Source organism: Gordonia crocea (genome assembly GCF_009932435.1).
Lineage (GTDB): Bacteria > Actinomycetota > Actinomycetes > Mycobacteriales > Mycobacteriaceae > Gordonia > Gordonia crocea.
The window spans coordinates 1-24,319 of the sequence record NZ_BJOU01000019.1; the positions used below are offsets into that span (position 1 = coordinate 1).

24 protein-coding genes are annotated in these 24,319 nt (G+C 68.5%); 18 read left to right on the plus strand and 6 right to left on the minus strand.

What is annotated here, in order from left to right; all coding sequences use genetic code 11:
* The 4 genes from nbrcactino_RS16785 to nbrcactino_RS16800 all read right to left on the minus strand — a co-directional run.
* Positions 1-328, minus strand: a 328-nt coding sequence (locus nbrcactino_RS16785) for a carboxymuconolactone decarboxylase family protein (protein ID WP_161928614.1), incomplete at its 3' end; no start/stop codon positions are given.
* Positions 325-1,194, minus strand: coding sequence for an NAD(P)-dependent oxidoreductase (locus nbrcactino_RS16790; protein WP_161928047.1), 870 nt, complete (start codon positions 1,192-1,194; stop codon positions 325-327). The genes nbrcactino_RS16790 and nbrcactino_RS16785, both read right to left, overlap by 4 nt.
* Positions 1,191-1,928 carry an SDR family oxidoreductase gene (locus nbrcactino_RS16795; RefSeq protein WP_161928048.1) on the minus strand — a complete coding sequence of 246 codons (738 nt, stop codon included), beginning with the start codon at positions 1,926-1,928 and terminating at the stop codon, positions 1,191-1,193. The genes nbrcactino_RS16790 and nbrcactino_RS16795 overlap by 4 nt, the downstream gene beginning before the upstream one ends.
* 147 nt (positions 1,929-2,075) lie before the next feature.
* Positions 2,076-3,542, minus strand: a complete 1,467-nt coding sequence (locus tag nbrcactino_RS16800; RefSeq protein WP_161928049.1) for an aldehyde dehydrogenase — start codon at positions 3,540-3,542, stop codon at positions 2,076-2,078.
* Between the two features lie 97 nt (positions 3,543-3,639).
* Here nbrcactino_RS16800 and nbrcactino_RS16805 point away from each other — a divergent pair, with 97 nt between their 5' ends.
* From nbrcactino_RS16805 to nbrcactino_RS16890, 18 genes are all read left to right on the plus strand, one after another.
* Positions 3,640-4,239 carry a TetR/AcrR family transcriptional regulator gene (locus nbrcactino_RS16805; protein ID WP_161928605.1) on the plus strand — a complete coding sequence of 200 codons (600 nt, stop codon included), beginning with the start codon at positions 3,640-3,642 and terminating at the stop codon, positions 4,237-4,239.
* A gap of 55 nt (positions 4,240-4,294) precedes the next feature.
* Positions 4,295-5,509, plus strand: a complete 1,215-nt coding sequence (locus nbrcactino_RS16810) for a cytochrome P450 (protein ID WP_161928613.1) — start codon at positions 4,295-4,297, stop codon at positions 5,507-5,509.
* Positions 5,509-6,306 (plus strand): SDR family oxidoreductase, encoded by a 798-nt coding sequence (locus tag nbrcactino_RS16815; protein WP_161928606.1) that lies wholly within the window; start codon positions 5,509-5,511, stop codon positions 6,304-6,306. Before nbrcactino_RS16810 ends, nbrcactino_RS16815 begins: the two co-directional genes overlap by 1 nt.
* Before the next feature lie 13 nt (positions 6,307-6,319).
* Positions 6,320-7,690, plus strand: a complete 1,371-nt coding sequence (locus nbrcactino_RS16820; protein ID WP_161928607.1) for a cytochrome P450 — start codon at positions 6,320-6,322, stop codon at positions 7,688-7,690.
* Between the two features lie 11 nt (positions 7,691-7,701).
* Positions 7,702-7,893, plus strand: coding sequence for a ferredoxin (locus nbrcactino_RS16825; protein ID WP_161928608.1), 192 nt, complete (start codon positions 7,702-7,704; stop codon positions 7,891-7,893).
* Positions 7,894-7,940: 47 nt separating this feature from the next.
* Positions 7,941-8,516 carry a Cif family virulence factor gene (locus tag nbrcactino_RS16830; protein WP_161928609.1) on the plus strand — a complete coding sequence of 192 codons (576 nt, stop codon included), beginning with the start codon at positions 7,941-7,943 and terminating at the stop codon, positions 8,514-8,516.
* Between the two features lie 5 nt (positions 8,517-8,521).
* Entirely contained in the window at positions 8,522-9,802 is a 1,281-nt protein-coding gene (locus tag nbrcactino_RS16835; protein ID WP_161928615.1) for a hypothetical protein, read from the plus strand.
* A gap of 1 nt (position 9,803) precedes the next feature.
* Complete coding sequence (locus nbrcactino_RS16840) at positions 9,804-10,667, plus strand: SDR family NAD(P)-dependent oxidoreductase (protein WP_161928616.1); 864 nt, start codon at positions 9,804-9,806, stop codon at positions 10,665-10,667.
* Positions 10,668-10,696: 29 nt separating this feature from the next.
* Positions 10,697-11,719, plus strand: coding sequence for a hypothetical protein (locus nbrcactino_RS16845; protein WP_161928617.1), 1,023 nt, complete (start codon positions 10,697-10,699; stop codon positions 11,717-11,719).
* On the plus strand, positions 11,716-12,588 hold the full coding sequence (locus nbrcactino_RS16850) for a PaaI family thioesterase (RefSeq protein WP_228460994.1): 873 nt from the start codon (positions 11,716-11,718) through the stop codon (positions 12,586-12,588). Before nbrcactino_RS16845 ends, nbrcactino_RS16850 begins: the two co-directional genes overlap by 4 nt.
* Positions 12,589-13,003: 415 nt before the next feature.
* Entirely contained in the window at positions 13,004-13,789 is a 786-nt protein-coding gene (locus nbrcactino_RS16855) for a TIGR03084 family metal-binding protein (protein WP_161928618.1), read from the plus strand.
* Between the two features lie 53 nt (positions 13,790-13,842).
* Complete coding sequence (locus nbrcactino_RS16860) at positions 13,843-15,576, plus strand: acyclic terpene utilization AtuA family protein (protein ID WP_161928619.1); 1,734 nt, start codon at positions 13,843-13,845, stop codon at positions 15,574-15,576.
* Positions 15,576-16,739, plus strand: a complete 1,164-nt coding sequence (locus tag nbrcactino_RS16865) for an acyl-CoA dehydrogenase family protein (RefSeq protein WP_161928620.1) — start codon at positions 15,576-15,578, stop codon at positions 16,737-16,739. The genes nbrcactino_RS16860 and nbrcactino_RS16865 overlap by 1 nt, the downstream gene beginning before the upstream one ends.
* Positions 16,736-18,334, plus strand: a complete 1,599-nt coding sequence (locus nbrcactino_RS16870; protein ID WP_161928621.1) for an acyl-CoA carboxylase subunit beta — start codon at positions 16,736-16,738, stop codon at positions 18,332-18,334. Before nbrcactino_RS16865 ends, nbrcactino_RS16870 begins: the two co-directional genes overlap by 4 nt.
* 4 nt (positions 18,335-18,338) lie before the next feature.
* The gene (locus nbrcactino_RS16875; protein ID WP_228460995.1) at positions 18,339-20,387 is read left to right on the plus strand and encodes an ATP-binding protein; all 2,049 of its coding nucleotides are present in this window, start codon (positions 18,339-18,341) and stop codon (positions 20,385-20,387) included.
* Between the two features lie 28 nt (positions 20,388-20,415).
* Positions 20,416-21,573 (plus strand): acyl-CoA dehydrogenase family protein, encoded by a 1,158-nt coding sequence (locus nbrcactino_RS16880; protein WP_161928623.1) that lies wholly within the window; start codon positions 20,416-20,418, stop codon positions 21,571-21,573.
* Between the two features lie 11 nt (positions 21,574-21,584).
* Positions 21,585-22,385 (plus strand): enoyl-CoA hydratase family protein, encoded by an 801-nt coding sequence (locus nbrcactino_RS16885; RefSeq protein ID WP_161928624.1) that lies wholly within the window; start codon positions 21,585-21,587, stop codon positions 22,383-22,385.
* Positions 22,382-22,981, plus strand: a complete 600-nt coding sequence (locus nbrcactino_RS16890; protein WP_161928625.1) for a TetR/AcrR family transcriptional regulator — start codon at positions 22,382-22,384, stop codon at positions 22,979-22,981. The genes nbrcactino_RS16885 and nbrcactino_RS16890 overlap by 4 nt, the downstream gene beginning before the upstream one ends.
* 16 nt (positions 22,982-22,997) lie before the next feature.
* Here the strand turns inward: nbrcactino_RS16890 and nbrcactino_RS16895 are convergent, their stop codons facing one another.
* Together nbrcactino_RS16895 and nbrcactino_RS16900 are read right to left on the minus strand one after the other, a co-directional pair.
* Positions 22,998-23,459 (minus strand): hypothetical protein, encoded by a 462-nt coding sequence (locus tag nbrcactino_RS16895; protein WP_161928626.1) that lies wholly within the window; start codon positions 23,457-23,459, stop codon positions 22,998-23,000.
* Between the two features lie 202 nt (positions 23,460-23,661).
* On the minus strand, positions 23,662-24,312 hold the full coding sequence (locus nbrcactino_RS16900; protein ID WP_161928808.1) for a class I SAM-dependent methyltransferase: 651 nt from the start codon (positions 24,310-24,312) through the stop codon (positions 23,662-23,664).
* Positions 24,313-24,319 lie beyond the last annotated feature (7 nt).

The following is a 24,319-nucleotide window of genomic DNA, read 5'->3' on the forward strand; positions in this document are numbered from 1 at the left end:
ACGGCCAACCGGCGTAGTAACAGAGGAACAGGGCGATCTCCTCGAGCTGCTCGGGGGTCAGCTCCTCTTTGCCCAGTGCCGCCCCGGCTTGGATCTCCGCGACGTCGACGTGGCCGTTTCCGGCCAACAGGCCCAGGAGCAGCAGCCGACGATCACGGTCGGTGAGTGCGTCACGCGTCCACACCTCGGCGAACAGCTGATCGGCGGTGTGCGCGAAATGCAGTCCGGGACCGTCGGACATGTCCCAGCCGTACACCTCCGACATCTTCGCCACACCGCGCTTGCGGTGCTCGGTGCCCTCGCCGCCTACGGCGGTTCCTGAACTCATGCGTTGACTCCTTTGTCTTCGGCATCGGGAACACCGAATCCCGACGCGAGGTTGGCGCGGGCGATGGTGCCCAGGGGAAGGTCGACGTCGAGCTGGCGGCCCAAGGCCAAGGCCAGATCGAGATCCTTGCTGCCCAAGTTCACCACGTGGGTGAATACGCCGTACCAGAAGTCGTCGGGATCGATCGGTGCGGTGGTGTTGCGCAGCATGATTGCCCCGGCACCGCCGGTGATGGCGTCGGTGTGGCGCACCACTTTGCCGAGTTTCTCGATGTCGATCCCGGCGGCCTCGGCCAGGCGCTGTGCCTCCGACGCCGCATTGAATGAGATGAAATGCAGGAGATTGCGCGCCAGCTTCATCCTGGTGCCCGCGCCGACCTCGTCGCCCGCGTGGACGAGCATGTCGCCGGCCAACTTGAACGGCGGCTTGATCTGCTCATAGGCCTCCCGCGGTCCGCCGACCATGATGGCCAGCCGACCCTGCTCGGCGCCGGGTGCGCCGCCGGAGATGGGAGCATCCATCAGGTGGACACCCTGCTCCGCGCAGGTTGCCGACAGCTCAATCGCTGTCTCCGGGCTGATCGTCGAATGGACGGTGATCACCGTGCCCGACTTGGCCGTCGTGAGCAGGTCGCCGACCACCGAGCGCACCTGCGCGTCGTTGACGACGCAGATCCCGATGACGTCGGCCTGTTCGCCGAGCGCGGCCAGCGAGTCGGCCTTGGCTGCACCCTTCTCGACCAGCTTGGCGACGGCCTCGTCGGACAGGTCGAAGACGGTCAGGCCGCCCGGCCAGGCGGCGAGCCGCCCGGCCATCGGGCCGCCGATGTTGCCCAGGCCGACATATCCCAGACGAACGTCGCTCATGGTCGGTAGACCTGCCCGCCGTCGACGTTGAAGATCTGGCCGGTGATCCAGTTGGCCTCGTCGGAGAGGAGGAACTTGCACATGCCGACGTGGTCCTCCGGCTTGCCGAATCGCTTGAGCGGCAACTGCTTGACCATGTCCTCGACCATTTCGATCGGGGTGGTGGTGCGGGTCGCCTCGGTGTCGGTGGGCCCGGGGGCAATCGCGTTCACGCGGATGTTGTTGCCGCCCAGTTCGGTGGCGAGCTGGAAGGTGAGGTTGTTGATGCCCGCCTTGGCGAGGCCGTAGAAGCCGCTGTAAAGGTAAGCGGCGGTGGAGGACTGGTTGACGATCGAGCCGCCGTCCTTCATGTGCGGGTAGACCGCGCGGGTCACCGCCAGCGCCCCGTCGAGGTTCACGCTCATGAACTTCTTGTAGTAGTCCCACGGCACGGTGATCAGGAAGTCCAGCTTCATCCCGCCGTAGATGGCGGCGTTGTTGACCAGGCCGTTGATGTTGCCGTAGCGCTCGACGGCGGCTGCGGCGAGTGCCTCGGCGGATTCCGGGTCGGAGACGTCGGTGTGCACGTACAGACCGCCGATGTCGGCGGCGACCTTCTCGCCGGCCTCGTCGTTGAGGTCGGCGACGACGACGTTGGCGCCCTCTTCGGCCAGGCCTCGGGCGTAACCCTCGCCGATGCCGCCGGCGGCGCCGGTCACGATGATGGTCTTGTTGTCGAAGCGTCCTGAACTCATTGGGTTGTCCTATCTATTGGGTTGGTTGGGTTGGTGTGGATGGGATTGAGGGCCCACTCGACGAGATCGAGGGCCCAGTCGACGAGATTGAGGGCCCAGTCGGCGGGAATGAGGGCCCACTCGGCGGGAATGAGGGCCCAGTCGGCGTCATGCCGGCCTCGCGACGGCCTTGGACTCGAGGTATTCCTCGAAGCCGGCGACGCCCATCTCGCGGCCGATGCCCGACTGCTTGTATCCGCCGAACGGGACGTCGGCGGCGTACCAGATGCCGCCGTTGACTCCCATCGTCCCGGTGCGAACCCCGTTGACGACGTGGTTGATCCGCGTCTCGTCGGTGCCGTAGACCATGCCCGACAACCCGTACGGGGAGTCGTTGGCGATGCGGATCGCGTCGTCGTCGCCGTCGTGGGGGATGATCACGAGGACCGGGCCGAAGATCTCCTCCTGGGCCACCCGGGCGGAGTTGTCCAGGCCGGAGATCAGCGTCGGTTCGACGAAGTAGCCCTTTTCCTTGCTCGCGGGCCGACCGCCGCCGATCTCGACGGTGCCACCCTCGTCGACGGCGAGCTTGATGTAGCTCTCGACGCGCTCGCGCTGCTTGGCCGAGATGAGCGGACCGCAGATGGTGCCCGGCTTGGCCGGGTCGTCGGCGGGCAGGCCGGCCATCGCGTCGCGCGTGGCGGTGATGGCCTCGTCGAGCTTCTCGCGCGGAACCAGCAGGCGGGTGGTGATCGCGCAGCCCTGGCCGGCGTGGGTGACGACGTTGAACGCCGCCATCGAGCAGGCGCCTCGCAGGTCGGCGTCGTCGAGGACGATGAACGCGGACTTGCCGCCGAGCTCGAGGAACACCTTGGTCAGGGTTTCCGACGCGGCCACCATGACCTTGCGGCCGGTGGCGGTGGACCCGGTGAACGACACGATGTCGACGCGGGGGTCGCGCACCAGCTGCTCGCCCAGCGCGTGATCCGACGAGGTCACGATGTTCACGACGCCTGGCGGGAAGTCGGTCTCCTCGGCGATCACCTTGCCGACCAACGCCGCGGCCCACGGGGTGTCCGGGGCGGGCTTGAGGACGACGGTGCAGCCGGCCGCGAGGGCCGGGCCGATCTTGGCGAAGTTGATCTGGTGCGGGAAGTTCCACGGCGTGATCGCCCCGACGACGCCGGCCGCCTCGTAGCGGATCTCGCGCACGTTGGGGATCCCCATCGGCTTGGCCTCACCGAGGTCTTGGGTCCACTGGTAGTTGTCGGCGAGATCGGCGAAGTAGCCGAGGTCGTTGACCGGGCCCTCGAACTGCGGCCCGCCGGTGAGGAAGCTCGGGCAGCCGATCTCTTCGGTGGCCAGCGCGCGGAACTCCTCGGAGTGGGCGAGCAAGGCGTCGCGCAGCTGGCGCAGACAGGTGGCGCGGAAGGCGTGGTCGCGCGACCAGTCGGTGGTGTCGAAGGCGCGGCGGGCGGCGTCGATGGCGGCGTCGAGATCGTCGGCGCCGGCGTCGGCGGCCTGGCCGATCACCGCCTCCGTCGCAGGATTGACGATGTCGAAGGCGCCAGCCGATCCGGGGACGAGTTTTCCATCAATGAGCAGTTCGGAGCTGGTTTCCGGGCGCAAGGCCATGGGTTTCTCCCTTGTCGGAGGTCTGGATAACACTGTCTGGTCCATCGTCTGGACACCTGTCTAGACGTGAGTACGAATGTAGTGTAGCGTGGCTCACATGTCCACTCCTGCACCCACCTCGGTTTCTCAGGAATCCACTCGTCGCCGGCTCTCGGCCCAGCAGGCCGAGACGGTCGCCAAGCTGACCGACGCGGCCGTCGAGGTACTGCGCACCGAGGGCTTCGACGGCCTCACGGTCCGCGCGGTCGCCAAGCTCGCCGGCGTCGCCCCGGCCACCGCGTACACGTACTTCAGCTCCAAGAGCCACCTCGTGGCCGAGGTGTTCTGGCGCCGCCTGGCCGAGGGAGTCCCCGAACCCGATCCGGAGCTGTCGACCACCGACCGCGTCGTCGCGCTGCTGCGCTCGGTCGCGCTCATCGTCACCGGCGACGGCGACCTCGGCGGCGCGGTCACCGTCGCCCTGCTGGGCACCGACCCCGACGTCGAGCACCTGCGCCTGCGCATCGGCGGATTCATCCGCCGCCAGCTCGCCGCGGCGCTCGAGGTCGACCCCGAGAACCCCGGCCCCGTCGTCGAAGCGCTCGAAATGCTTTATGCCGGCGGCCTGGTCCATGCCGGTATGGGCCACATGTCCTACGAGGACACCGCCGACCGCCTCACCGAGGCAGCGCTACTCATCATGCGCGACAAGCGATAACCCGACCCACCCATTCCCAGCCCAAGGAGAATCCGTGAGCACGACCATCGCGGGGATGCAGCACCAGCTGCCATTCGACCCGTACGCCTATGACTTCCACGAGGATCCGTACCCGACCTATGCCCGGCTGCGCGCCGAGGCGCCGGTCTACTACAACTCGGACCTCGATTTCTGGGCCCTGTCGCGGCACGAAGACGTGCGCAACGCCTTCCGCAACAACATCGCGCTGTCCAACGCGTGGGGCGTCTCGATGGACCCGAGTGCCTATGGACCGGATGCATCGAAGTCGATGTCCTTCCTGGCCATGGACGACCCCAAGCACATGCGCATCCGCAAACTGGTGTCCAAGGGCTTCACCCCGCGGCGCGTCAACGAACTCGCCGACAACATCCGTGCGCTGACCAAGCAGCACTGGGACAAGTGCCTGGAGGCAGGCGAATTCGACTACGTCACAGACTTCGCCGCCAAGCTGCCGATGGACGTGGTCAGCGAACTGCTCGACGTCCCCCTCGCCGACCGCGCTTACCTGCGCGAGCAGTCCGACCTGCTGATCCACCGCGAAGAGGGTGTCCTCGACATCCCGGAGGCCGCCGTCCACGCCTTCCTGGGCCTCTACACCTACTACACGAATCTGCTCGCCGACCGTCGCAAGAGCCCCGGCGAGGACCTGCTGTCGGCGCTGCTCGACGCGGAGGTCGTCGACGAAACTTCCGGCGAGAACGTCAAGCTCACCGACGAGGAGATCGTCGGGTTCATGTTCCTGATGGTCGTCGCGGGCAACGAGACGACGACGAAGCTGTTGGCCAACGCCGTCTACTGGGGCTTCCGCAACCGCAGTCAGCTCGACCGCGTGCTCGCTGACCCCGACATCGTCCCGCTGTGGACCGAGGAGACCCTGCGCTTCGACAACTCGACGCAGATGGTGCTGCGCCGCGTCGTGGAAGACGTCGACTTCGGCGGCACCGTCATCCCGGCCGAGCACCGCGTACTGCTCCTCGTCGGGTCGGCCAACCGCGACACCGATGTGTTCGGCGACGACGCCGACCAATACATCCTCGGGCGCGACGTCGCGCAGAACCTGATGAGCTTCGGCCTGGGCACCCACTTCTGCCTCGGTGCCCACCTGGCCCGGCTCGAGAGCAACATCGGCCTCGACGGGGTGGCCCGCAGCGTCCGCGACTACGAACTCGACCTGGACAAGGCGGTGCGCGTGCACTCGGTCAACGTCCGCGGGTTCGCCAACCTCCCGATGAAAGTGCAGGCCCGCTGATGCCGAAGTTCCAACCGCACCCGGAGCGGCGGCCGGTGTTCGTCGCCGGCGCCTCGTCAGGCATCGGCGAGGCGACCGCGCGCTGGCTCGGCGCCGCGGGATACCCCGTCATCCTCGGTGCGCGCCGCGTCGAGAAGTGCAAGGAGATCGGCGAGTCGATCATCGCCGACGGCGGTGAGGCCATGGCGGTCGCGCTCGACGTCACCGACAACGACTCCGTCGTCGAGGCAGTGCGAGAAGCCGAAAGTGCCTGGGGGCCAATCGAGATCGCGATCTCCGGGGCCGGTGACCTCGGTATCGGCCGCGCCCACGAGATCCCCGTCGAGAAGTGGGCCGAGCAGATCGACATCCACCTCGTCGGCGCCTTCCGCCTCTACCGGGCGATCGTGCCGGGCATGATCGAGCGGCGCCGCGGCGACTTCGTGTTCATCGGCTCCGACGTCGCGGTCCATCCGCGGCCCTGGTCGTCGGCCTACGTGGCGGCCAAAACCGGCGTCGACGGCCTGGTCGCGACCGTCCAGATGGAACTTGAGGGCACCGGCGTGCGCGCCAGCATCATCCGCCCCGGCCAGACCATGACCGGGATGGGCATGAACCTCGACCAGGGCGAGACCGAGGCGATGCTCAACGACTGGATCGCCTTCGGCCTGGCCCGGCACGGCAACTTCCTCGCCCCCGACAACCTGGCGCAGGCCATCGGCGCGATCGTGGCCATGCCGCCCGGCGCGCACATGCGCGTCGTCGAGGTCGAAGCCGAGGGCAAATTGACCAAACTTCCCCAGCCGCAACAGCAGTGAAAGGTGTGAACCGATGACTACCACGACAATCCCCAGGCGGGTCTCCGGCGGCGATGGCGAACACGGCCACCTCGACGACCTGACCAACGACCCGATCGGCCTGTTCTGGCGCGTCCGCAACGAGTGCGGCGACGTCGGGCTGTTCCAACTGGCCGGTCGCGAGGTCGTGCTGGTGTCGGGGGCGAGCGCGAACGAGGAGTTCTTCCGCGCCCCCGACGAACTGCTCGACCAGGCCGCCGCCTACCCGTTCATGACCCCGGTGTTCGGCGAGGGCGTCGTCTTCGACACCAGCCCGGAGGAGCGGTCCAAGGCGCTGCACAACCAGGCGCTCAAGGGCGCCCACATGAAGCAGCACGCGGTGACCATCCCGAACGAGGTCGAGCGCATGATCGCCGACTGGGGCGACGAGGGCGAGATCGACCTGCTCGAGTGGTTCGGCGAACTGACCCTGTACACCTCGTCGTCGTGCCTGATCGGCAAGAAGTTCCGCGAGAGCCTGAACAAGCGGATCTCGGAGATCTACCACGACCTCGAGCGCGGCACCGACCCGTACGCCTACGTCGACTACCACGCCGACATCGAGAGCTTCCGCCGTCGTGACGCGGCGCGGGCCGAGCTGGTCAAGTTCATGGCCGGCGTGCTCGACGAGCGGCAGGCGAACCCGGAGACCGACAAGGAGAATCGTGACCTGCTCGACGTGCTCGTCTCGCTGAAGAATGAGGACGGCTCGCCGATGTTCAGCGCCGACACCGTCACCGGCATGTTCATCTCGATGATGTTCGCCGGGCACCACACCACCCAGGGCACCTCGGCGTGGACCCTGCTGGAGTTGCTGCGCCACCCCGACTTCATGGCCGAGGTGGTCGCCGAGCTCGACGACATCTACGAGGACAAGGGGGAGGGCAAGCCCGAGTACTCGTTCGCCGCGATGCGCCAGATCCCGTTGCTGGAGGCGGGGATCAAGGAGGCGCTGCGCCTGCACCCGCCGCTGATCATCCTGATGCGACTGGTCCGCGAGGACTTCGAGATCGAGGACACCCTGGTGAAGGCCGGGCAGCTGATCGCGGTCTCGCCGGCGGTGAACAACCGGCTGCCCGAGGACTTCCCGACGCCCGACTCGTTCGACCCCTACCGCTACATCGACCCGCGCCAGGACGACATCATCAACCGCTGGACGTGGATCCCGTTCGGCGCCGGCCGGCACCGCTGCGTGGGCGCCCAGTTCGCGATGATGCAGATCAAGGCGATCTTCTCGGTGTTGCTGCAGAACTACGAGTTCGAGCTGTCGCAGGACCCGGAGTCCTACCACAACGATCACTCGAAAATGGTTGTGCAGCTGGCCCAACCGTGCCGGGTCCGCTACCGCCGCCGGCAGCGCGACTAGGCGGTTCGACGATGAGAATCGAAGTCGACCTGGACCTGTGCCAGGGGCACGGGATGTGCGAGATGGAGGCTCCCGATGTCTTCGAAGCCCAGCGCGACCACGTCCTGATCCTCAATCCGACGCCCGACGACAGTGAGCGCCCGGCCATCGAAGCGGCCGTGCGCTATTGCCCGACCCAAGCCCTGCGGATCGTCGAAGACTGATGCACCGGCGACCGCAAACCCCCACCAACAAAAGGAAACGACCGACCATGACCGAGATCAGCGCCTCCACCAGCCTTGGCCCGTTCGACCGCGCCGAACTGGAGGAGATGAAATCGCGTTGGCTGGCCGCCAACATCGAAGCGGAGAAGGCCGGCGACTGGAAGCCGCTCGCCTCCTACTACGCCGAAGACGCCACCTACGGCTGGAACTACGGGCCGAACAAGGACTTCATGGCCGTCGGGCGCGACGAGATCCGCGACCTGGCCTTGGGCCAGGAGATGGAAGGCCTGAACGGGTGGACCTACCCGTACCAGACCTGGGTCATCGACGAGAAGACCGGAGACATGATCGGCCTGTGGAAGCAGGTCTACGAGCGGACCCGCGAAGACGGCTCGAACTACGCGCTCGAGGGCATCCAGGGCAGCTGGTTCAAGTACGGCGGCAACTTCGAATTCGCCTGGCAGCGCGACTTCTTCGACTACGGCAACGTCAGCGCCCTGTTCATCGAGCTGATGACCGATAAGGCGATGAGCGACGAAATGCTTGCGCGCGTGGAAAAGTCGGCACCGGGGAACCTGCCGGGGTGGTACGACTTCGGCAAGGCGCCGGTCAAGTTCTGGTGACGACGATGACCGACACAGCCCCTCTCGGTCGTTCTGGATACGCCGACTTCACCGCGCCGCAGCTGGCGACGCTGGTGCCCGAACTGCTCCTCTCCGGGCAGTTGATCGACCGCAGCGGCATGGCACATCTGATCACCGCCTTCGGCCGCGAGGGCATGACCCAGGTCGCCATCGAGGAGTGGATGGCGGCCAGCCCGGTCTACACCGGGCGGATGCGTGCGGCGCTGGGGATCGACGGCGACGGCGTCGTCGACATGTTCAAGTGCTTGCAACTCGACATCGGCGCGCCGCCGCAGTTCATGGACTTCCGCTACGTGGTGCACGACGAGTACCACGGGGGATTCATCCTCAACCACTGCGGCGCGTTGATGGACGTCGAGCCGATGGGCGACGACTACGTGACGTCGATGTGCCACGACATCGAGGACCCGACGTTCGATGCGACGGCGATCGCCACCAACCGTCGGGCCCGGATCCGACCGGTGCACCGACCGCCGCGGGTGCCCACCGACCGGCATCCGCACTGCGAGTGGACGGTGACGATCGAGCCGGACCGCGAGGAACTGCCGCTGCCCGAGTTCACCATCCCGGTACTCGAAACCGCCGCGGCCACCGTCGAACTCAGTCCGATCGATCCGACGGCGACCGACGGCAAGGTCGACTACCGGGGCGACCTCGTCGAAGACCTGGTCTTCGGTGAGTTCTCCCGGGGCGCGCTGCTGCGCATCGCCGAGGAGGTGGCGCTGCAGCACCACCTGCTGGCCATCGGGTTCCGGCTGTCGGTGCTGCGCCGGGCCGGGGACGAGACGGCGCGCGAGATCACCGGCAAGCAGTTGATCGGCATTTCCGGGATGACCTCGGAGCGGTTGCGCGACGCGCTGTCGATGGGGGACAGTGCGTCCGATCTCGCGACCGTGCTGCGCGCCCATCCCATCCTGGGTCCGCGCCAGTACACCGGCGTCGTCGTCGAGGAGGTCGACGGTGCGGGGGTGCGGATCCGGATTCCGCAGGATTCGCCGGCGATCGGCGACGAGGGCTGGATGGACCTGCTGCGCCCCGACTTCACCGAGCCGATTGATGCGATGGTGCGCGGCGTCGACTCCCGGTGGGGGGTGGGGTCGGCGTCGCTCGTCGGTGACGAACTCGTCGTCGACGTCGTCCGCGGGGAGGCGCGCAAGGAGGCCGGGGAGGTCGCGATCGTGCGGTTCTCCAGCGGATCGACCTTCCAGTTCGCCGACCGCGGCCGGTCCATGCCGATCATCCCGATCACCCCGGTGGGCGGCTGAGGTGTCCGGGCTCGTCGGGCGGGTGGCCGTCGTCGCGGGGGCGACGCGGGGGATCGGGCTATCGGTCGCCTATGCGCTGTCGGGGGCGGGCGCATCGGTGGTCGTCAACGGGCGCGACCCGGTGGCCGTGGACGCCGCCGTCGACGAAATCGTCGGGGGCGGGGGAGCGGCCGTCGGCGTCGTCGGGTCGGCCGCCGATCCGGGCGTCGCCGAATCTATGGTCCGTACCGCCGTCGAGCGGTTCGGCGCGCTCGACATCGCGGTGAACTGTGCCGGAATCGCCGAGCCGCCCGGTTCGACGGTGCTGACCATCACGCGCGAGGAATTCCGCGCCCAGCTCGATGCCCACCTGGTCAGCGCCTTCGAGCTGACCCAGGCGGCGGGTCGGGTGATGGCCGAGCAGGAGTCGGGGTCGATCGTGCTCACCGGCTCCGCCGCGGCCTACGGGATGTTCGGCGGCAGCGGCTACCCGGCGGCCAAGGGCGGTGTGACGTCGTTGACGCTGGCCGCGGCGGCCGACCTGCGCAGTGTCGGGGTCCGCGTGAACGCGGTGCTGCCGGGGGCGCGGTCGCGGCTGTCCACCGGCGACGACTATGTGCGGCACATCGAGAGCTTGCACGAGCGAGGCATCCTCGACGACGGGCTGCGCGAGGTGGCGCTCGACCCGGCGCCGGCCGAATACGTCGCCCCGCTGTACGTCTTCCTGGCCGGTGACCGCGCGAGTGGGGTCAGCGGCCAGATCTTCAGCGCCTCTGGTGGATTCATCGGGCGTTACGACGAGGCCCAGCCGACCTTCATCGCCTATCGCGACCACAAGGATTCGGCGCCCTACAGTCTCGACGAGTTGGCCGCGCTGCTCGCCTGAGTCGCGGTGGTCCGGAATACCCTCAGACCATGACAACCGAAACCGTCGCCCAGGCACTCCTGGACGCCCAAGTCGCGTGGGCGATCAACCGCCTCACCGGCGACGAACTGCCCGAACTGGCCGCCAAGGCCGTCGACGACGTGCTCGCCATTGCCGAGAGCACGACCATGTCGTCGTTGGCCGATCCCGAACTGATCAAGTCCATCGCGCGCACCATCGCGGCGACGGTGCCGCCGAGTACCGCCGCCTCCACGCTGGTGGAGCACAGCGCCGAGGTGGTGCTGTCGAATCCGGCGGGCACCTACACCCTGCGCGAGGTCGTCGACCGCGACCACGTCGAGCGCATCACCGACGAGGCGCTGGGGCTGACGCCGCTGGTGGAGAAGGTCCTCGACGACCTGACCCACAGCCCGATGACCGCCGCGATCGCGTCGCGCTTCGTCGGTCGGATCGTCAACGACGTCGTCGCGGGCAACCGTGCGATGGCCGAGAAGATCCCCGGCGTCGGGTCGTTGGTGTCCTTCGGCACCAAGGCCGCGGGCAAGGCGATCGGCAAGACCGGGGAACAGTTCGAGGCCTTCTTCGGCGACACGGCGGCCAAGGGCGCCGAGTTCGCCATGGGCCGGCTGAACAAAATCATCATCGCCACGCTCAAGGACCCGGCGACGCGCGACGCGGTGCTGGAGGTGTTCGACCTCTACGCCGACAAGCCGATCGGGCGGCTGGACAAGGTCCTCTCCCTCGACGACGCCAAGCGGATCGGCGGACTGGGGCAGGACGTCGTGATCACCGCAGCGGCATCCGAGCCGGTGCTGAAGCTGGTCGACGCGCTGATTGACGGGTTCTTCACCGTGTACGGGGAGTCGCCGGCCGCCGAACTGCTCGACGAACTCGACATCACCCGCGACATCCTCGTCGAGTACGCGGTGGCCGGGGCACCCCGGGTCTTTGCCGCGGCGCAGGAGTCGGGTGAGCTGGACCGCGTTGTGCGCGAACAACTTTCGCCGTTCTTCTCCTCGTCGGAGGTCGCCGCGATCCTGGAGGGCCGGTGACCCCGAAGAACGCCTTCGAGGCGTTTGCGATCCGGGTGATCGCCGACAGCGATCCCATCGCCATGACGCAGTCGTTGGGCACGCGCGTGCTCGACCACCGCGGACTGGTCGACATGCCCGCGCTGATGGTGCTTTTCGACGATCTCGGCGGTATCCCGTTCGCGATTGCCGACCGCTCCTCGTCGTCGTTGCAGGCTCGGCTGAGTCTGTCGATGGGGGCGCGCCCCGGCGTCGACGACGTGTTGCGCGGCGACAGTCGGGTGGAGATGTCCGACGAGGCGCTCGGTTCGACGACGGTGCGCATCACCCGCGGCGGCGAGCCGGTGCTCACCGGGACGGCGCGCAACGTCCGGGTCGGACGTGCGGTGGTGGGGGAGTCCGAGGTGGTCGTCGGCGAGCCGTTGCCGGCGCCCGACGAGGTGCCCGCCCCGGCGCCGATCGACCCGTCGTTGACGGGCGCGCAGATCATCGCCTCGATCGCGGATGGTTCGCGTCGGATCGGTCCGCTCGCGGAGCTGCTGGGTGGGGAGGTCGTCGATCCGGATCCCGCGGCGCTGCGGTTCGCCGTTCCGGCGGCCCAGTGGATGGGCAACTTCTTCGGCACCATGCACGGCGGGATGATCGGGGCGATCACCGCGCAGGCCGCGTCGTTGGGGGTGGCGGCGAATCTGCGGGCAGGGGTGGGTTACCAACTCGTCGAGTTCACCGTCGCGTTCTTGCGGTCGCCCGCCGTCGACGGCCGACCCGTCACGGCGACGGTGACACCGGTCAAGATCGGCCGGCGCCTGTCCACCGTCGACGTGGTCCTCCACGACGCCGACGGGACGCTCCTCGCGCGCGGTACCGCGGACGCGAGGTGCGACGCGTAGTAGCCGTCGCCTTTCGCCGACTGGGCCCTGTTTCTCGCCGACTGGGCCCTGAATCCTGCCGACTGGGCCCTCGATCTCGTCGACTGGGCCCTGCGGTCCTGTTGTAGCGCCTTATGCGGTGGATCGTGACCGCATACTGGTCACGATCCACCGCACAAGAAGCCCGATGGGTGGGCGGTGGATGTCGGGTGCCCATTCGATGTAATCGAGGGCCCAGTCGACGGAAATGAGGGCCCAGTCGACGGAGATGAGGGCCCAGCCGACGGAAATGAGGGCCCAGTCGACGGAGATGAGGGCCCAGTCGGCGGAAATGGGGGCCCAGTCGGCGGAATCTAGGGCCCACTCGGCGAATGCCGGGGAACAGAAACAATCATGCGTGCTTGCTTTTTTCGCCCTGGCGTGTGACGCTGTTCGCATGTCAGCAACCGCTGGGATTGTGGCCGACCTGACGGCCGAGAGCGACTCCCTCGACGACCTCGTCGCGGAGTTGCCCGCCGAGGCGTGGGCGACCGACACCCCGGCGGCCGGCTGGACGATCGCGCACCAGATCGGGCACCTGCTGTGGACCGATCGGGTCTCGTTGATCGCCTGCACCGACCCGGACCGATTCGCCGAGATGCTGGCGGAGGCGGCGCCGAAGGCGGCCGTCTTCGTCGACGAGGCCGCCGAGGTGGAAGCGGCACGACCGCCGGCCGAACTCCTCGCCGACTGGCGCACGACCCGCGCGACGCTTGCCGGTGCGCTGTGCGCCGTACCCGACGGCACCAAGTTGCCGTGGTTCGGCCCGCCGATGTCGGCGTCGTCGATGGCCACCGCGCGGATCATGGAGACCTGGGCGCACGGGCTCGACATCGCCGACGCGCTCGGGATCACCCGCGAACCCACCGAGCGGCTGCGCCACGTCGCGCACATCGGCGTCCGCACCCGCGACTTCGCCTACATGGTCAACGGCAAGACGCCGCCGACCGAGCCATTCCGCTACGAACTCACCGGCCCGACGGGCCAGATCTGGACTTGGGGCCCCGACGACGCGTCGAATGTGGTCCGCGGCCCGGCCCTCGACTTTTGCGAACTGGCGACCCAGCGCCGCCACATCGACGACCTCGCCCTCACGACCGTCGGCGACGACGCCGCGGAATGGGTGACCATCGCGCAATGCTTCGCCGGTCCACCCGGCGGCGGGCGGGCACCGTCGGCGTGATCGCCCGATTCCCGCTCCACCATCACTGATTTCGACGACCAGAAGGACCTTCCATGACTGACGCAGTCCGCATCGGCAACATGTCGGGCTTCTACGGCGACCGCTTCACCGCGATGCGCGAGATGCTCGAAGGCGGGGAGCTGGACTACCTGACCGGCGACTACCTGGCCGAGCTCACCATGCTCATCCTCGGCCGCGACCGCCTCAAGGATTCCTCGCTCGGCTACGCCAAAACCTTCCTGCGCCAACTCGAAGACTGCCTCGGCCTGGCCCTGGAGAAGGGTGTCCGGATCATCAGCAACGCCGGCGGCCTCAACCCGCACGGGCTGGCCGTCGCGATCCGCGAACTCGCCGACCGCCTCGGACTCGACGCCCAGGTCGCCTTCGTCAGCGGCGACGACCTTCTCAAGGACGCGAAGAAGTTGGGCTTGGGCGAACCGCTCACCGCCAATGCCTACCTCGGCGCCTTCGGTATCAAGACGGCGCTGGGCCGCGGTGCCGACGTCGTGGTCACCGGCCGCGTCACCGACGCCTCGCTCACCGTCGGCGCCGCCGCCCACGCCTTCGACTGGGGCTACAAGGACCTCGACGCCCTGGCCGGCGCCGTCGTCGCCGGGCACATCATCGAGTGCGGTACCCAGGCGACCGGCGGCAACTACTCTTTCTTCACCGAAATCCCGATGGGCCACTTGGGATTCCCCATCGCCGAAATGGCAGCCGACGGGTCGTCGGTCATCACCAAGCACGAGGGCACCGGGGGCGCGGTCACCGTCGGGACCGTCACCGCCCAGCTCCTCTACGAGGTCGGCGGCCCCCGCTACCTCAACCCCGACGTCACGACGCGGCTGGATTCGGTGGAACTGGAACAGCTCTCGCCGGACCGGGTCGCCGTACGGAACATCCGAGGCGAGAACCCGCCGACCGACCTCAAGGTGTCGCTGAACTTCCTCGCCGGCATCCGCAACGAAATCGACGTCGTCCTCACCGGTCTCGACATCGAGGCGAAGGCGAAGCTCTTCGAGGAACAGTTCCGCGCCGCGTTGCCCGACGAGCCGGCCGAGCTCGGCTTCGAGCTCGCCCGCACCGACCGTCCCGACGGGACGACCGAGGAACAGGCCAGCGCCCTGCTGCGCGTCGTCGCCCGCGACCCCGATCCGGCCAAGGTGGGCCGCCCGTTCTCGGCCGTCGCCGTCGAACTCGCACTGGCCAGCTTCCCCGGCTTCACACTGACCGCGCCGCCCGGAAACGGCTCGCCCTACGGCGTTTTCGAGCCGGGCTACGTCGACGCCGCGCTGGTGCCGCACCGCGTCACCCAGCCCGACGGCGTCACCGTCTCGATCGAACCCTCTCCGCTGCGGGCCGCGGTGCCCGCCGACGAGGACACCGCCGTTCCGCCGGCGACGGACTTCGGCCCGACGACGACCGTGCCGTTGGGCACCATCGCCGGTGCGCGGTCGGGCGACAAGGGCGGCAGCGCCAACATCGGCGTGTGGGTGCGCAGCGACGAGGAGTTCGCCTGGCTCGACCAGGCACTCACCGCCGATCGGGTCCGCGAGCTCCTGCCCGAGGTCGCCGACCTGACGATCCGCCGCTATGCGCTGCCCAACCTGCGCGCGGTGAACTTCGTCATTGAGGGCGTCCTGGGCCGCGGTGTCGCCGACAACGTGCGCTTCGACCCGCAGGCCAAGGGCATGGGCGAGTGGCTCCGCTCGCGGCCGGTCCCGATTCCCACCGCCTTCCTGCCCGCGAACACCCTGCCCGCGAACAACGTGACCAAGGAGAACTGATGCCGTTCACGTCGCTGCTCTGGGACAACCCGGAGCGCACCCAACTGCGCGCGACGGTCGCCGACTTCGTCGAGCGCCACGTCCTGCCGTACCAGGACGAGTGGGAACGCACCGGCGAACTCCCCCGGTCGCTGCATGCCGAGGCCGCCAAGCTGGGGCTCTTCGGACTCGCAATCCCCGAAGAGGTCGGCGGATCCGGCGGCGACTTCATCGACTCGGTCGTCCTCGGCGAAGAGTTCCTCTACCGGGGGGCCTCCGGCGGCGTCTGGGCCTCGTTGTTCACCAGCGGCATCGCGTTGCCGCACTTGATCGCCGCGGGCGACCCGGCGCAGATCGACCGATGGGTGCGCCCGACGCTGGCCGGGGAGAAGATCGGTTCGCTGGCCATCACCGAGCCCAGTGGCGGCAGCGACGTCGGACACCTGCGCACCAAGGCGGTCCGCGACGGCGACGAATACATCGTCAACGGATCCAAGACCTTCATCACCTCCGGGGTCCGCGCCGACTTCGTGGTCACCGCGGTCCGCACCGGCGGTGACGGCGCGGGCGGCGTCTCGCTGCTCGTCGTCGACAAGGACACGCCCGGGTTCACCGTGACGCGCAAACTCGACAAGATGGGCTGGCTCGCCTCCGACACCGCCGAGCTCTCCTACGACGACGTGCGGGTCCCGGTCGCCAACCTGGTCGGAGCTGAGAACTCCGGGTTCGCCCAGATCGCCAATGCCTTTGTCTCCGAACGGGTCGGCCTCGCCGTCCAGGCCTATGCCCACGCACAGCGCTGCCTCGACCTGACCCTGGAATGGGTGCGTGCCCGCGAGACCTTCGGACGCCCGCTGATCGCGCGACAGTCGGTGCAGGACACCGTCACCGAGATGGCGCGGCGCATCGACATCGCCCGCACCTACACCCGAACACTCGTCGAGACCAAGGCCGCGGGCGGCAACGCCGACCTCATCGCCGAGGTCTGCTTCGCGAAGAACACCGCCGTGGAAACCGGGGAGTGGGTAGCCGACAAGGCGGTTCAGCTGTTCGGCGGCATGGGGTACATGAACGGCACCGAGGTGGAGCGCCAGTACCGCGACATGCGCATCCTCGGCATCGGCGGCGGGACCACCGAGATCTTGACCGGTCTGGCAGCGAAACGATTGGGGTACCAGGCATGACCGTCCTACAGTCCAAACTCGACCCGGCCGGCGAGGCGTTCGCCGAAGCGGCCGCGGCGATGAACGAGAAGCTCGTCGAGCTCTCCGGCGAGTTCGACAAGGCGTTGGCCGGCGGTGGCGAGAAGTACGTCGAACGGCACCGCAAGCGCGGCAAGATGACCGCGCGCGAACGCATCGAGATGCTGATCGACCCGGACAGCCCCTTCCTCGAACTGTGTCCGCTCGCCGCCTGGGGGTCGGACTTCCAGGTCGGCGCGTCGGTGGTGACGGGGATCGGCGTCGTCGAAGGCGTCGAATGCATGATCGTCGCCAACGACCCGACGGTGCGCGGCGGGACATCGAACCCGTGGACCCTGCGGAAGAGTCTGCGCGCCAATGCGATTGCTATGGAGAACCGGCTGCCCTGCATCTCGCTGGTGGAGTCGGGCGGCGCCGACCTGCCGACCCAGAAGGAAGTCTTCGTCCCCGGCGGACAACTCTTCCGCGACCTCACGCGGCTGTCCGCGGCCGGCATCCCGACGATCGCCCTCGTGTTCGGCAACTCCACCGCCGGCGGCGCCTACATCCCGGGCATGAGCGACCACACGGTGATGATCGCCGAACGCTCCAAGGTCTTCCTCGGTGGTCCGCCGCTGGTGAAGATGGCCACCGGCGAGGAGAGCGACGACGAGACCCTCGGCGGAGCGACCATGCACGCCCGCGAGTCGGGCCTCGCGGACTATCTCGCCGCCGACGAGCAGGACGCCCTGCGCATCGGCCGTCGCATCGTGGCCCGGCTCAACTGGCGCAAGAAGGGCCCCGGGCCGGTGGCCGCGCCCATTGAACCCCGTTACGACGCGGAGGAACTGCTCGGCATCGTGCCGTCGGATCTCAAGATCCCGTTCAATCCGCGCGACGTCATCGCCCGCGTCGTCGACGACAGCGACTTCGACGAGTTCAAGCCCGAGTACGGCAACTCGCTGTGCACCGGGTGGGCGCGGATACACGGCTATCCGGTGGGCATCCTGGCCAACGCGCAGGGCGTGCTCTTCTCCGCCGAGGCGCAGAAAGCCACCCAGTTCATCCAGCTGGCGAACCGGTACGACACCCCGTTGTTGTTCCTGCACAACACGACCGGCTATATGGTGGGCGCCGAATACGAGCGCGGCGGCATCATCAAGCACGGCTCGATGATGATCAACGCGGTATCCAACTCCCGGGTCCCGCACATCTCGCTGCTGGTGGGGTCGAGCTACGGCGCCGGCCACTACGGCATGTGCGGCCGGGCCTACGACCCGCGCTTCCTGTTCGCCTGGCCGAGCGCGAAATCGGCGGTCATGGGCGGGGCACAGCTGGCCGGCGTCATCTCCATCGTCTCCCGGGCGGCCACCGAGGCCCGCGGCGGAACGGTTGACGAGGAGGCCGACGCCGGGATGCGCGCCATGATCGAGGCGCAGATCGAAAAGGAGTCGGTACCGGCCTTCCTGTCCGGGATGCTCTACGACGACGGGGTGATCGACCCGCGCGACACCCGCTCGGTGCTGGGCATGTGCCTGTCGGCGATCCACAACGGCGAGGTCGAAGGTGCCGATGGCTTCGGCGTCTTCCGGATGTGAGGCAATGATGACGACAACAGCCACCAAACCCGTTGCCCGCGAGATCACCTCGGTCCTCGTCGCCAATCGCGGCGAGATCGCGTGCCGCGTGTTCGAGACGTGCCGGGCCCTGGGCATCGCCACCGTCGCGGTGCATTCCGATCCCGACGCCGACGCCCCGCACGTCCGTCAAGCAGACACCGCGGTGCGGTTGCCCGGCGCCACGTCGGCGGAAACCTATCTGCGCGGCGACCTGGTCATCGAGGCGGCCCGTGCGGCCGGCGCCGATGCCATCCACCCCGGGTACGGATTCCTCTCGGAGAACGCGGAATTCGCCCAAGCGGTGATCGACGCCGGACTGGTGTGGATCGGTCCGCCGCCTTCGGCGATCACCGCGATGGGTTCGAAGGTCAACGCCAAGTCGCTGATGGCCGAGGCGGGAGTCCCGATCCTCGGCGACCTCGATCCGACGACGGTCACCGCCGACGATCTGCCGCTGCTCATCAAGGCCTCCGCCGGCGGCGGCGGGCGCGGCATGCGGATCGTGCGCGACCTGTCCGAGCTCGAGGAGAACGTGGCCGCCGCCAAGCGCGAGGCGGAGTCGGCTTTCGGCGACCCCACCGTGTTCTGCGAGCCCTACGTCGAGCGCGGCCACCACATCGAAGTCCAAGTGATGGCCGACAATCACGGCGCGGTCTGGGCGGTCGGGGAGCGGGAGTGCTCCATCCAGCGCCGCCACCAGAAGGTGATCGAGGAGGCGCCGGCCCCACTCGTGGAGCGACTGGCCGCTGAGGGCGATGCCGCGCTGCGCGAGAAGCTGTACGACGCCGCCCGCAAGGCCGTCGCCGCGATCGGCTATGCCGGTGCCGGGACCGTCGAGTTCCTCGCCGACGGCCGGGGACGGTTCTACTTCCTCGAGACGAATACCCGGCTTCAGGTGGAACACCCGGTCACCGAGGAGACCACCGGGCTCGACCTGGTCGAGTGGCAGTTGCGCGTCGCGATGGGCGAACCCCTCGTCGGCGACGAGCCGACCGCGAACGGCCACTCCATCGAGGTCCGGCTCTACGCAGAGAACCCTGCCGCCGAGTGGGCGCCCCAGTCGGGCACGGTGCACCGGTTCGCGATCGCCGAACAGTCGGGGTTGTCGCGGCTGCGCGTCGACACCGGAATCGCCGACGGCAGTACGATTTCCACCTTCTACGACCCGATGATCGCCAAGGTGATCAGCTGGGCCCCGACCCGACGCCGCAGTGCCGCGGTACTCGCCTCGGCATTGGCGCACGCGACGCTGCACGGACCGGTCACCAACCGCGACATGCTGGTCAACACGCTGCGCTCGGAGGAGTTCCTCTCCGGCGACACCGACACCGCCTTCATCGACGAGGTGGGACTCGACGTGCTGTCGGCCCCGCTCGCGTCGGAGCAGGATATCCGGTTGGCGGCCATTGCCGCCGCGCTGGCCGACGCGGAGGGCAATCGCGCTGCGGCGCAGTCGTTGTCGTCGGTCCCCTCCGGGTTCCGCAACATCGCCTCGGGTTACCAGACCAAGTCGTTCGGCCGGGGCGACGAGGAGATCGCGGTCCGGTACCGCTTCGAGCGCCGGGCCGGTTCCTCGGTGAGCGCGGCGGCGCCCGGATTCGGCGTCGCCCTTCCCGACGACGAGGGAGTCGAGGTCGTCTCTGCGGCAGGGGATTCCGTCGTCCTTGCCGTCGACGGGGTGGCGCGCACGCTGCGCGTGGCCCGATACGGAGATGCGGTCTTCGTCGACGGGCCGGACACATCGGTCACCCTGCGGGTGCTGCCGCGCTACGTCGACCCGTCGGCCGTGCAGCGACCCGGTTCGCTGCTCGCACCGATGCCCGGATCGGTCATCCGCGTCGCGGTGGCCGAGGGCGACACCGTCACCGCCGGACAGCCGCTGCTGTGGCTCGAGGCGATGAAGATGGAGCACACCATCGCCGCCCCCAGCGACGGGGTGGTGGCCACGCTGGCGGTCGAGGTCGGCCGCCAGCTCGCCGTCGGCGACGTACTCGCCATCATCGAAGCGTTGCCGTCTGACGACGACGCCTGATCTGCGATTCCAATTCGAAAGGCAACCAATGAGTTTCATCGAGACCGACGAACGCAAAGAGCTGCGCGCCGCCGTGGCCGCACTGGGCAAGAAGTACGGCGCCGAGTACTTCCAGAAGTGCGCCAAGGAAGACCTCAAGACCACCGAACTGTGGAAAGAGGCCGGCGACCTCGGCTTCATCGGCGTCAACCTGCCCGAAGAATACGGCGGCGGTGGCGCCGGGATGTACGAGCTGGCCATCGTCATGGAGGAGTTGGCGGCATCGGGCACCGGGCTGCTGATGCTCGTCGTGTCACCGGCCATCTGCGGCAACATCATCGCCCGCTTCGGTACCGACGAGCAGAAGCAGCGGTGGCTTCCCGGCCTGGCCAGCGGTGAGATCACGATGGCGTTCGGCATCACCGAGCCCGACGCGGGGTCGAACTCGCACCAGATCACCACGACCGCGCGCCGCGATGGCGACGAGTGGGTGCTGTCGGGGCAGAAGGTGTTCATCTCCGGCGTCGACCAGGCCGACGCCGTCCTGGTCGTCGGGCGCACCGAGGAGGCCAAGACCGGCAAGCTCGCGCCCGCGCTGTTCATCGTGCCCACCGACACCGAAGGCTTTTCGTGGACCCAGATCCCGATGGAACTGCAGAATCCGGAAAAGCAGTTCCAACTGTTCTTCGACGACGTGCGGTTGCCCGGCGACGCCCTCGTCGGCGAGCCCGAGGCCGCGCTGAGCCAGCTGTTCGCGGGTCTCAACCCGGAGCGGATCATGGGCGCTGCGTCGGCGATCGGCATGGGCCGGTTCGCGCTGGACAAGGCGGTCGCCTACGCCAAGGACCGCACCGTGTGGAAGACGCCGATCGGCGCCCACCAGGGAATCGCGCACCCCTTGGCCGCCGGCAAGGTCGATCTGGAGATGGCCAAGCTGATGATGCAGAAGGCCGCAACGCTGTACGACGCGGGTGACGACTGGGGCGCCGCCGAACCGGCGAACATGGCGAAATATGCTGCAGCGGAAGCGTCGACGAAGCTTGTCGACCAGGCCGTGCACACGCTGGGCGGCAACGGGCTGACCACAGAGTACGGCTTGGCGCCGATGCTGGCGCTGGTCCGGATCGCCAAGGTTGCACCGGTCAGCCGCGAGATGGTGCTGAACTTCGTCGCGCAGACCAGCCTCGGCCTGCCGAAGTCGTACTGAGAGGTCCTGCCATGGCTGACGAACTGACCCGGGTCGTCGACGTCGAGGTGTCGGCAGCGGTTGCCACCGTGACGCTGAACTCGCCGTCGAACCGGAACGCCTTGTCGGCGCAACTGGTCGGGCAGCTGACCGAGGCACTCGAGGCGGCGGCCGCCGATTCGGCGATACGCGCCGTCGTGCTGACGCACACCGGTGGAACCTTCTGCGCCGGAGCCGATTTGGGTGAGGCGCTGCGACGCGGGCTGAGCCCGGAGGAGGCCACCGCCGAGGGCACCCGCGCGATGACGACCCTCATGCGCGCGATGGTGGCGATGCCCAAGCCCGTCATCGTCGTCGCCGACGGGCATGTGCGGGCCGGCGGGTTCGGGTTGGTCGGCGCGGCAGACATTGCGCTCGTCGGGCCGTCGGCGACCTTTGCGCTCACCGAGGCCCGACTCGGGTTGGCGCCGTCGATGATCTCCGTGGTGCTCCTACCCAAGATGACTGCGCGCGCCGTCGGCCGGTACTTCCTGACCGGTGAGGCATTCGATCCGTCAACCGCCGAGCGGATCGGTTTGGTGACCAGGGCGTTGTCGGGTGTGGAGGAGTTGTCGGCCGAGCTCGACGCGGTGCTGGGCGGGGTCCGCAAGGCGTCGCCGCAGGGATTGGCGGCGTCGAAGGCGTTGACCACCGCCGCGATTCTGGCCGACTTCGACGAGGCGGCGGGCGCCCGCGCGGCGGAGTCCGCGGCGTTGTTCGCCTCCGACGAGGCGCGCGAGGGGATGACGGCGTTCCTGTCCAAGCGCAAGCCGAGCTGGGACGCGGGGCAGTGACCACCGCGCGCCAGCCGCAGCAGGAACGCTCGCGGGCCACCCGCGAGCGGCTTCTCGATGCCACGGTGGAAATGCTTGCCGGACAAGGATGGTCGGCGACGACCGTCGCCGCGGTGGCCGAGGCCGCCGGGGTGTCGCGCGGCGCGGCGCAGCACCACTTTCCGACCCGCGAGGCGCTGATCACCGCGGTCATGGAGGAGATGTTCGAGTCGATGACCGGTGATGCGTCACGGGTCGTGGGCGCGTTGCCCGACGATCTCGACGCACGCGTGCGCATCGTCGTGGACAAGGCGGTGTCGATCTACACCGGCACCGAATTCAAAGCGGCGCTGCAGGTGTGGGCCGCCGCGGCATCGGATCCCGCGCTGCGCGAGGTGATCCTGCCGTTGGAGGCGAAGCTCGCCCGGGCCGCCCACAAGTTCACCGTCACCGGGCTGGACCCGACCGGCGAGAATCCCGAAGCGCACCGGTTGGCGCAGGTCACCCTCGACCTGGCGCGCGGGTTGGGGTTGGCCGACACGTTGTCCGACGACTCTCGTCGGCGCAGTCAGGTCGTGGCGACGTGGGTCGAGCAGTTGGTGGCCGCGCTCCGCTAAGCGCGGCGTTGGTGCGTCAGCGCACGCGAACCGTCGTCGCGCAGGCGGTCGAGCGCGCGGAGACGAATCGGTTGCTGTTCTTGGCATACATCGTGAGCTTCACCCGCCCGGCGCCGGTTCGCAGGCTGATCACCGAGGCCCCCTCGCCTTCGCGATTGCTGTAGGCGATGGTGCTGGCGTGACCGCGCTGCCCCGTCGTGAGGTTGTGCCAGGCCAGGCGGGGCCGGGACTGGTAGCCGAACAGCGACGCCGACTGCGAGACGTAGATGGTGATCCGGCCGTGCTCCGTGGGCAGCCACTGCGTGGTGGTGATGCGCCCGGCGTACGGGTTGTCGACGACGTTCGGGCTGATGCCCCGGCACACGACCTTGGCCGCGTGGCGGACCTCGTACGCGTGGGCCACCGGAGCGGGGGCGGCGAGCGCGGCGAGGCCGATAACCCCGCCGGCGGCGAGTGCCTGAAACGGTTTGGTGATCATGACCGGACTCCTTTCCGACGTGACTCCCAACCCGCTTTCCAGTGTCCTCCTGTTGCAGGAGAAACAAAAGAGAACGATCGTAGCGGGGACGTAAGGCCGGATTGGGCCCAGTCGGCGAGATCGAGGGCCCAGTCGGCGAGATCGAGGGCCCAGTCGGCGGGAATGAGGGCCCAGTCGGCGGGAATGAGGGCCCAGTCGGCGATCAGGCGGGGCGGGTGACGCGGACCAGGTTGTCGGTGCGGGCCGCCGGATTGCCCTCGGGATCGGTCATCGCCACCTCGCGCAGGCCGGTGGTCACGACGGCCCACCCGGGGGAGAGGTCGAGATCGGCCAGGACGTCGTCGACACTGGGGAAACTGGGTGGATCGCCGTCGAAACGCCACTCGGGCATCCCCCAGTGCCCGACGACGAGCAGCGTGCCACCGGGGGCCACGGCGCCGGCCGCCTTGCGCAGGATGTCGGCGCGGGCGAGTTCGACATTCGAGTGCAGGTAGAACGCGGTGACCAGATCCCAACTGCCCACGGGGAAGTCGGCGCCCAGGTCGACGCGGCGCCAGTCGATCGCCTCGTCGGGCACACCCGCCTCGCGGGCGTGGGCGCGGCCGGTCTCCAGTGCAGCGTCGGCGATGTCGACCGCCGTCACCGCATACCCCTGCTGGGCCAGCCAGATGGCATCGGCACCCGAACCGCAGCCGAGGTCCAACGCGGTGCGGCCGGCGCCGGGCAGGGCGCCGACCTCCTCGACCAGGATCGCGTTGGGCCGGCGGGTCCACGGCCGCTTCCCGTCGCCGTAGAACTCCTCCCAATGTTCCCGTGGGTCAACGGGGCGGGCCGGGCCGTCGTGCTGATGCATGCTCACC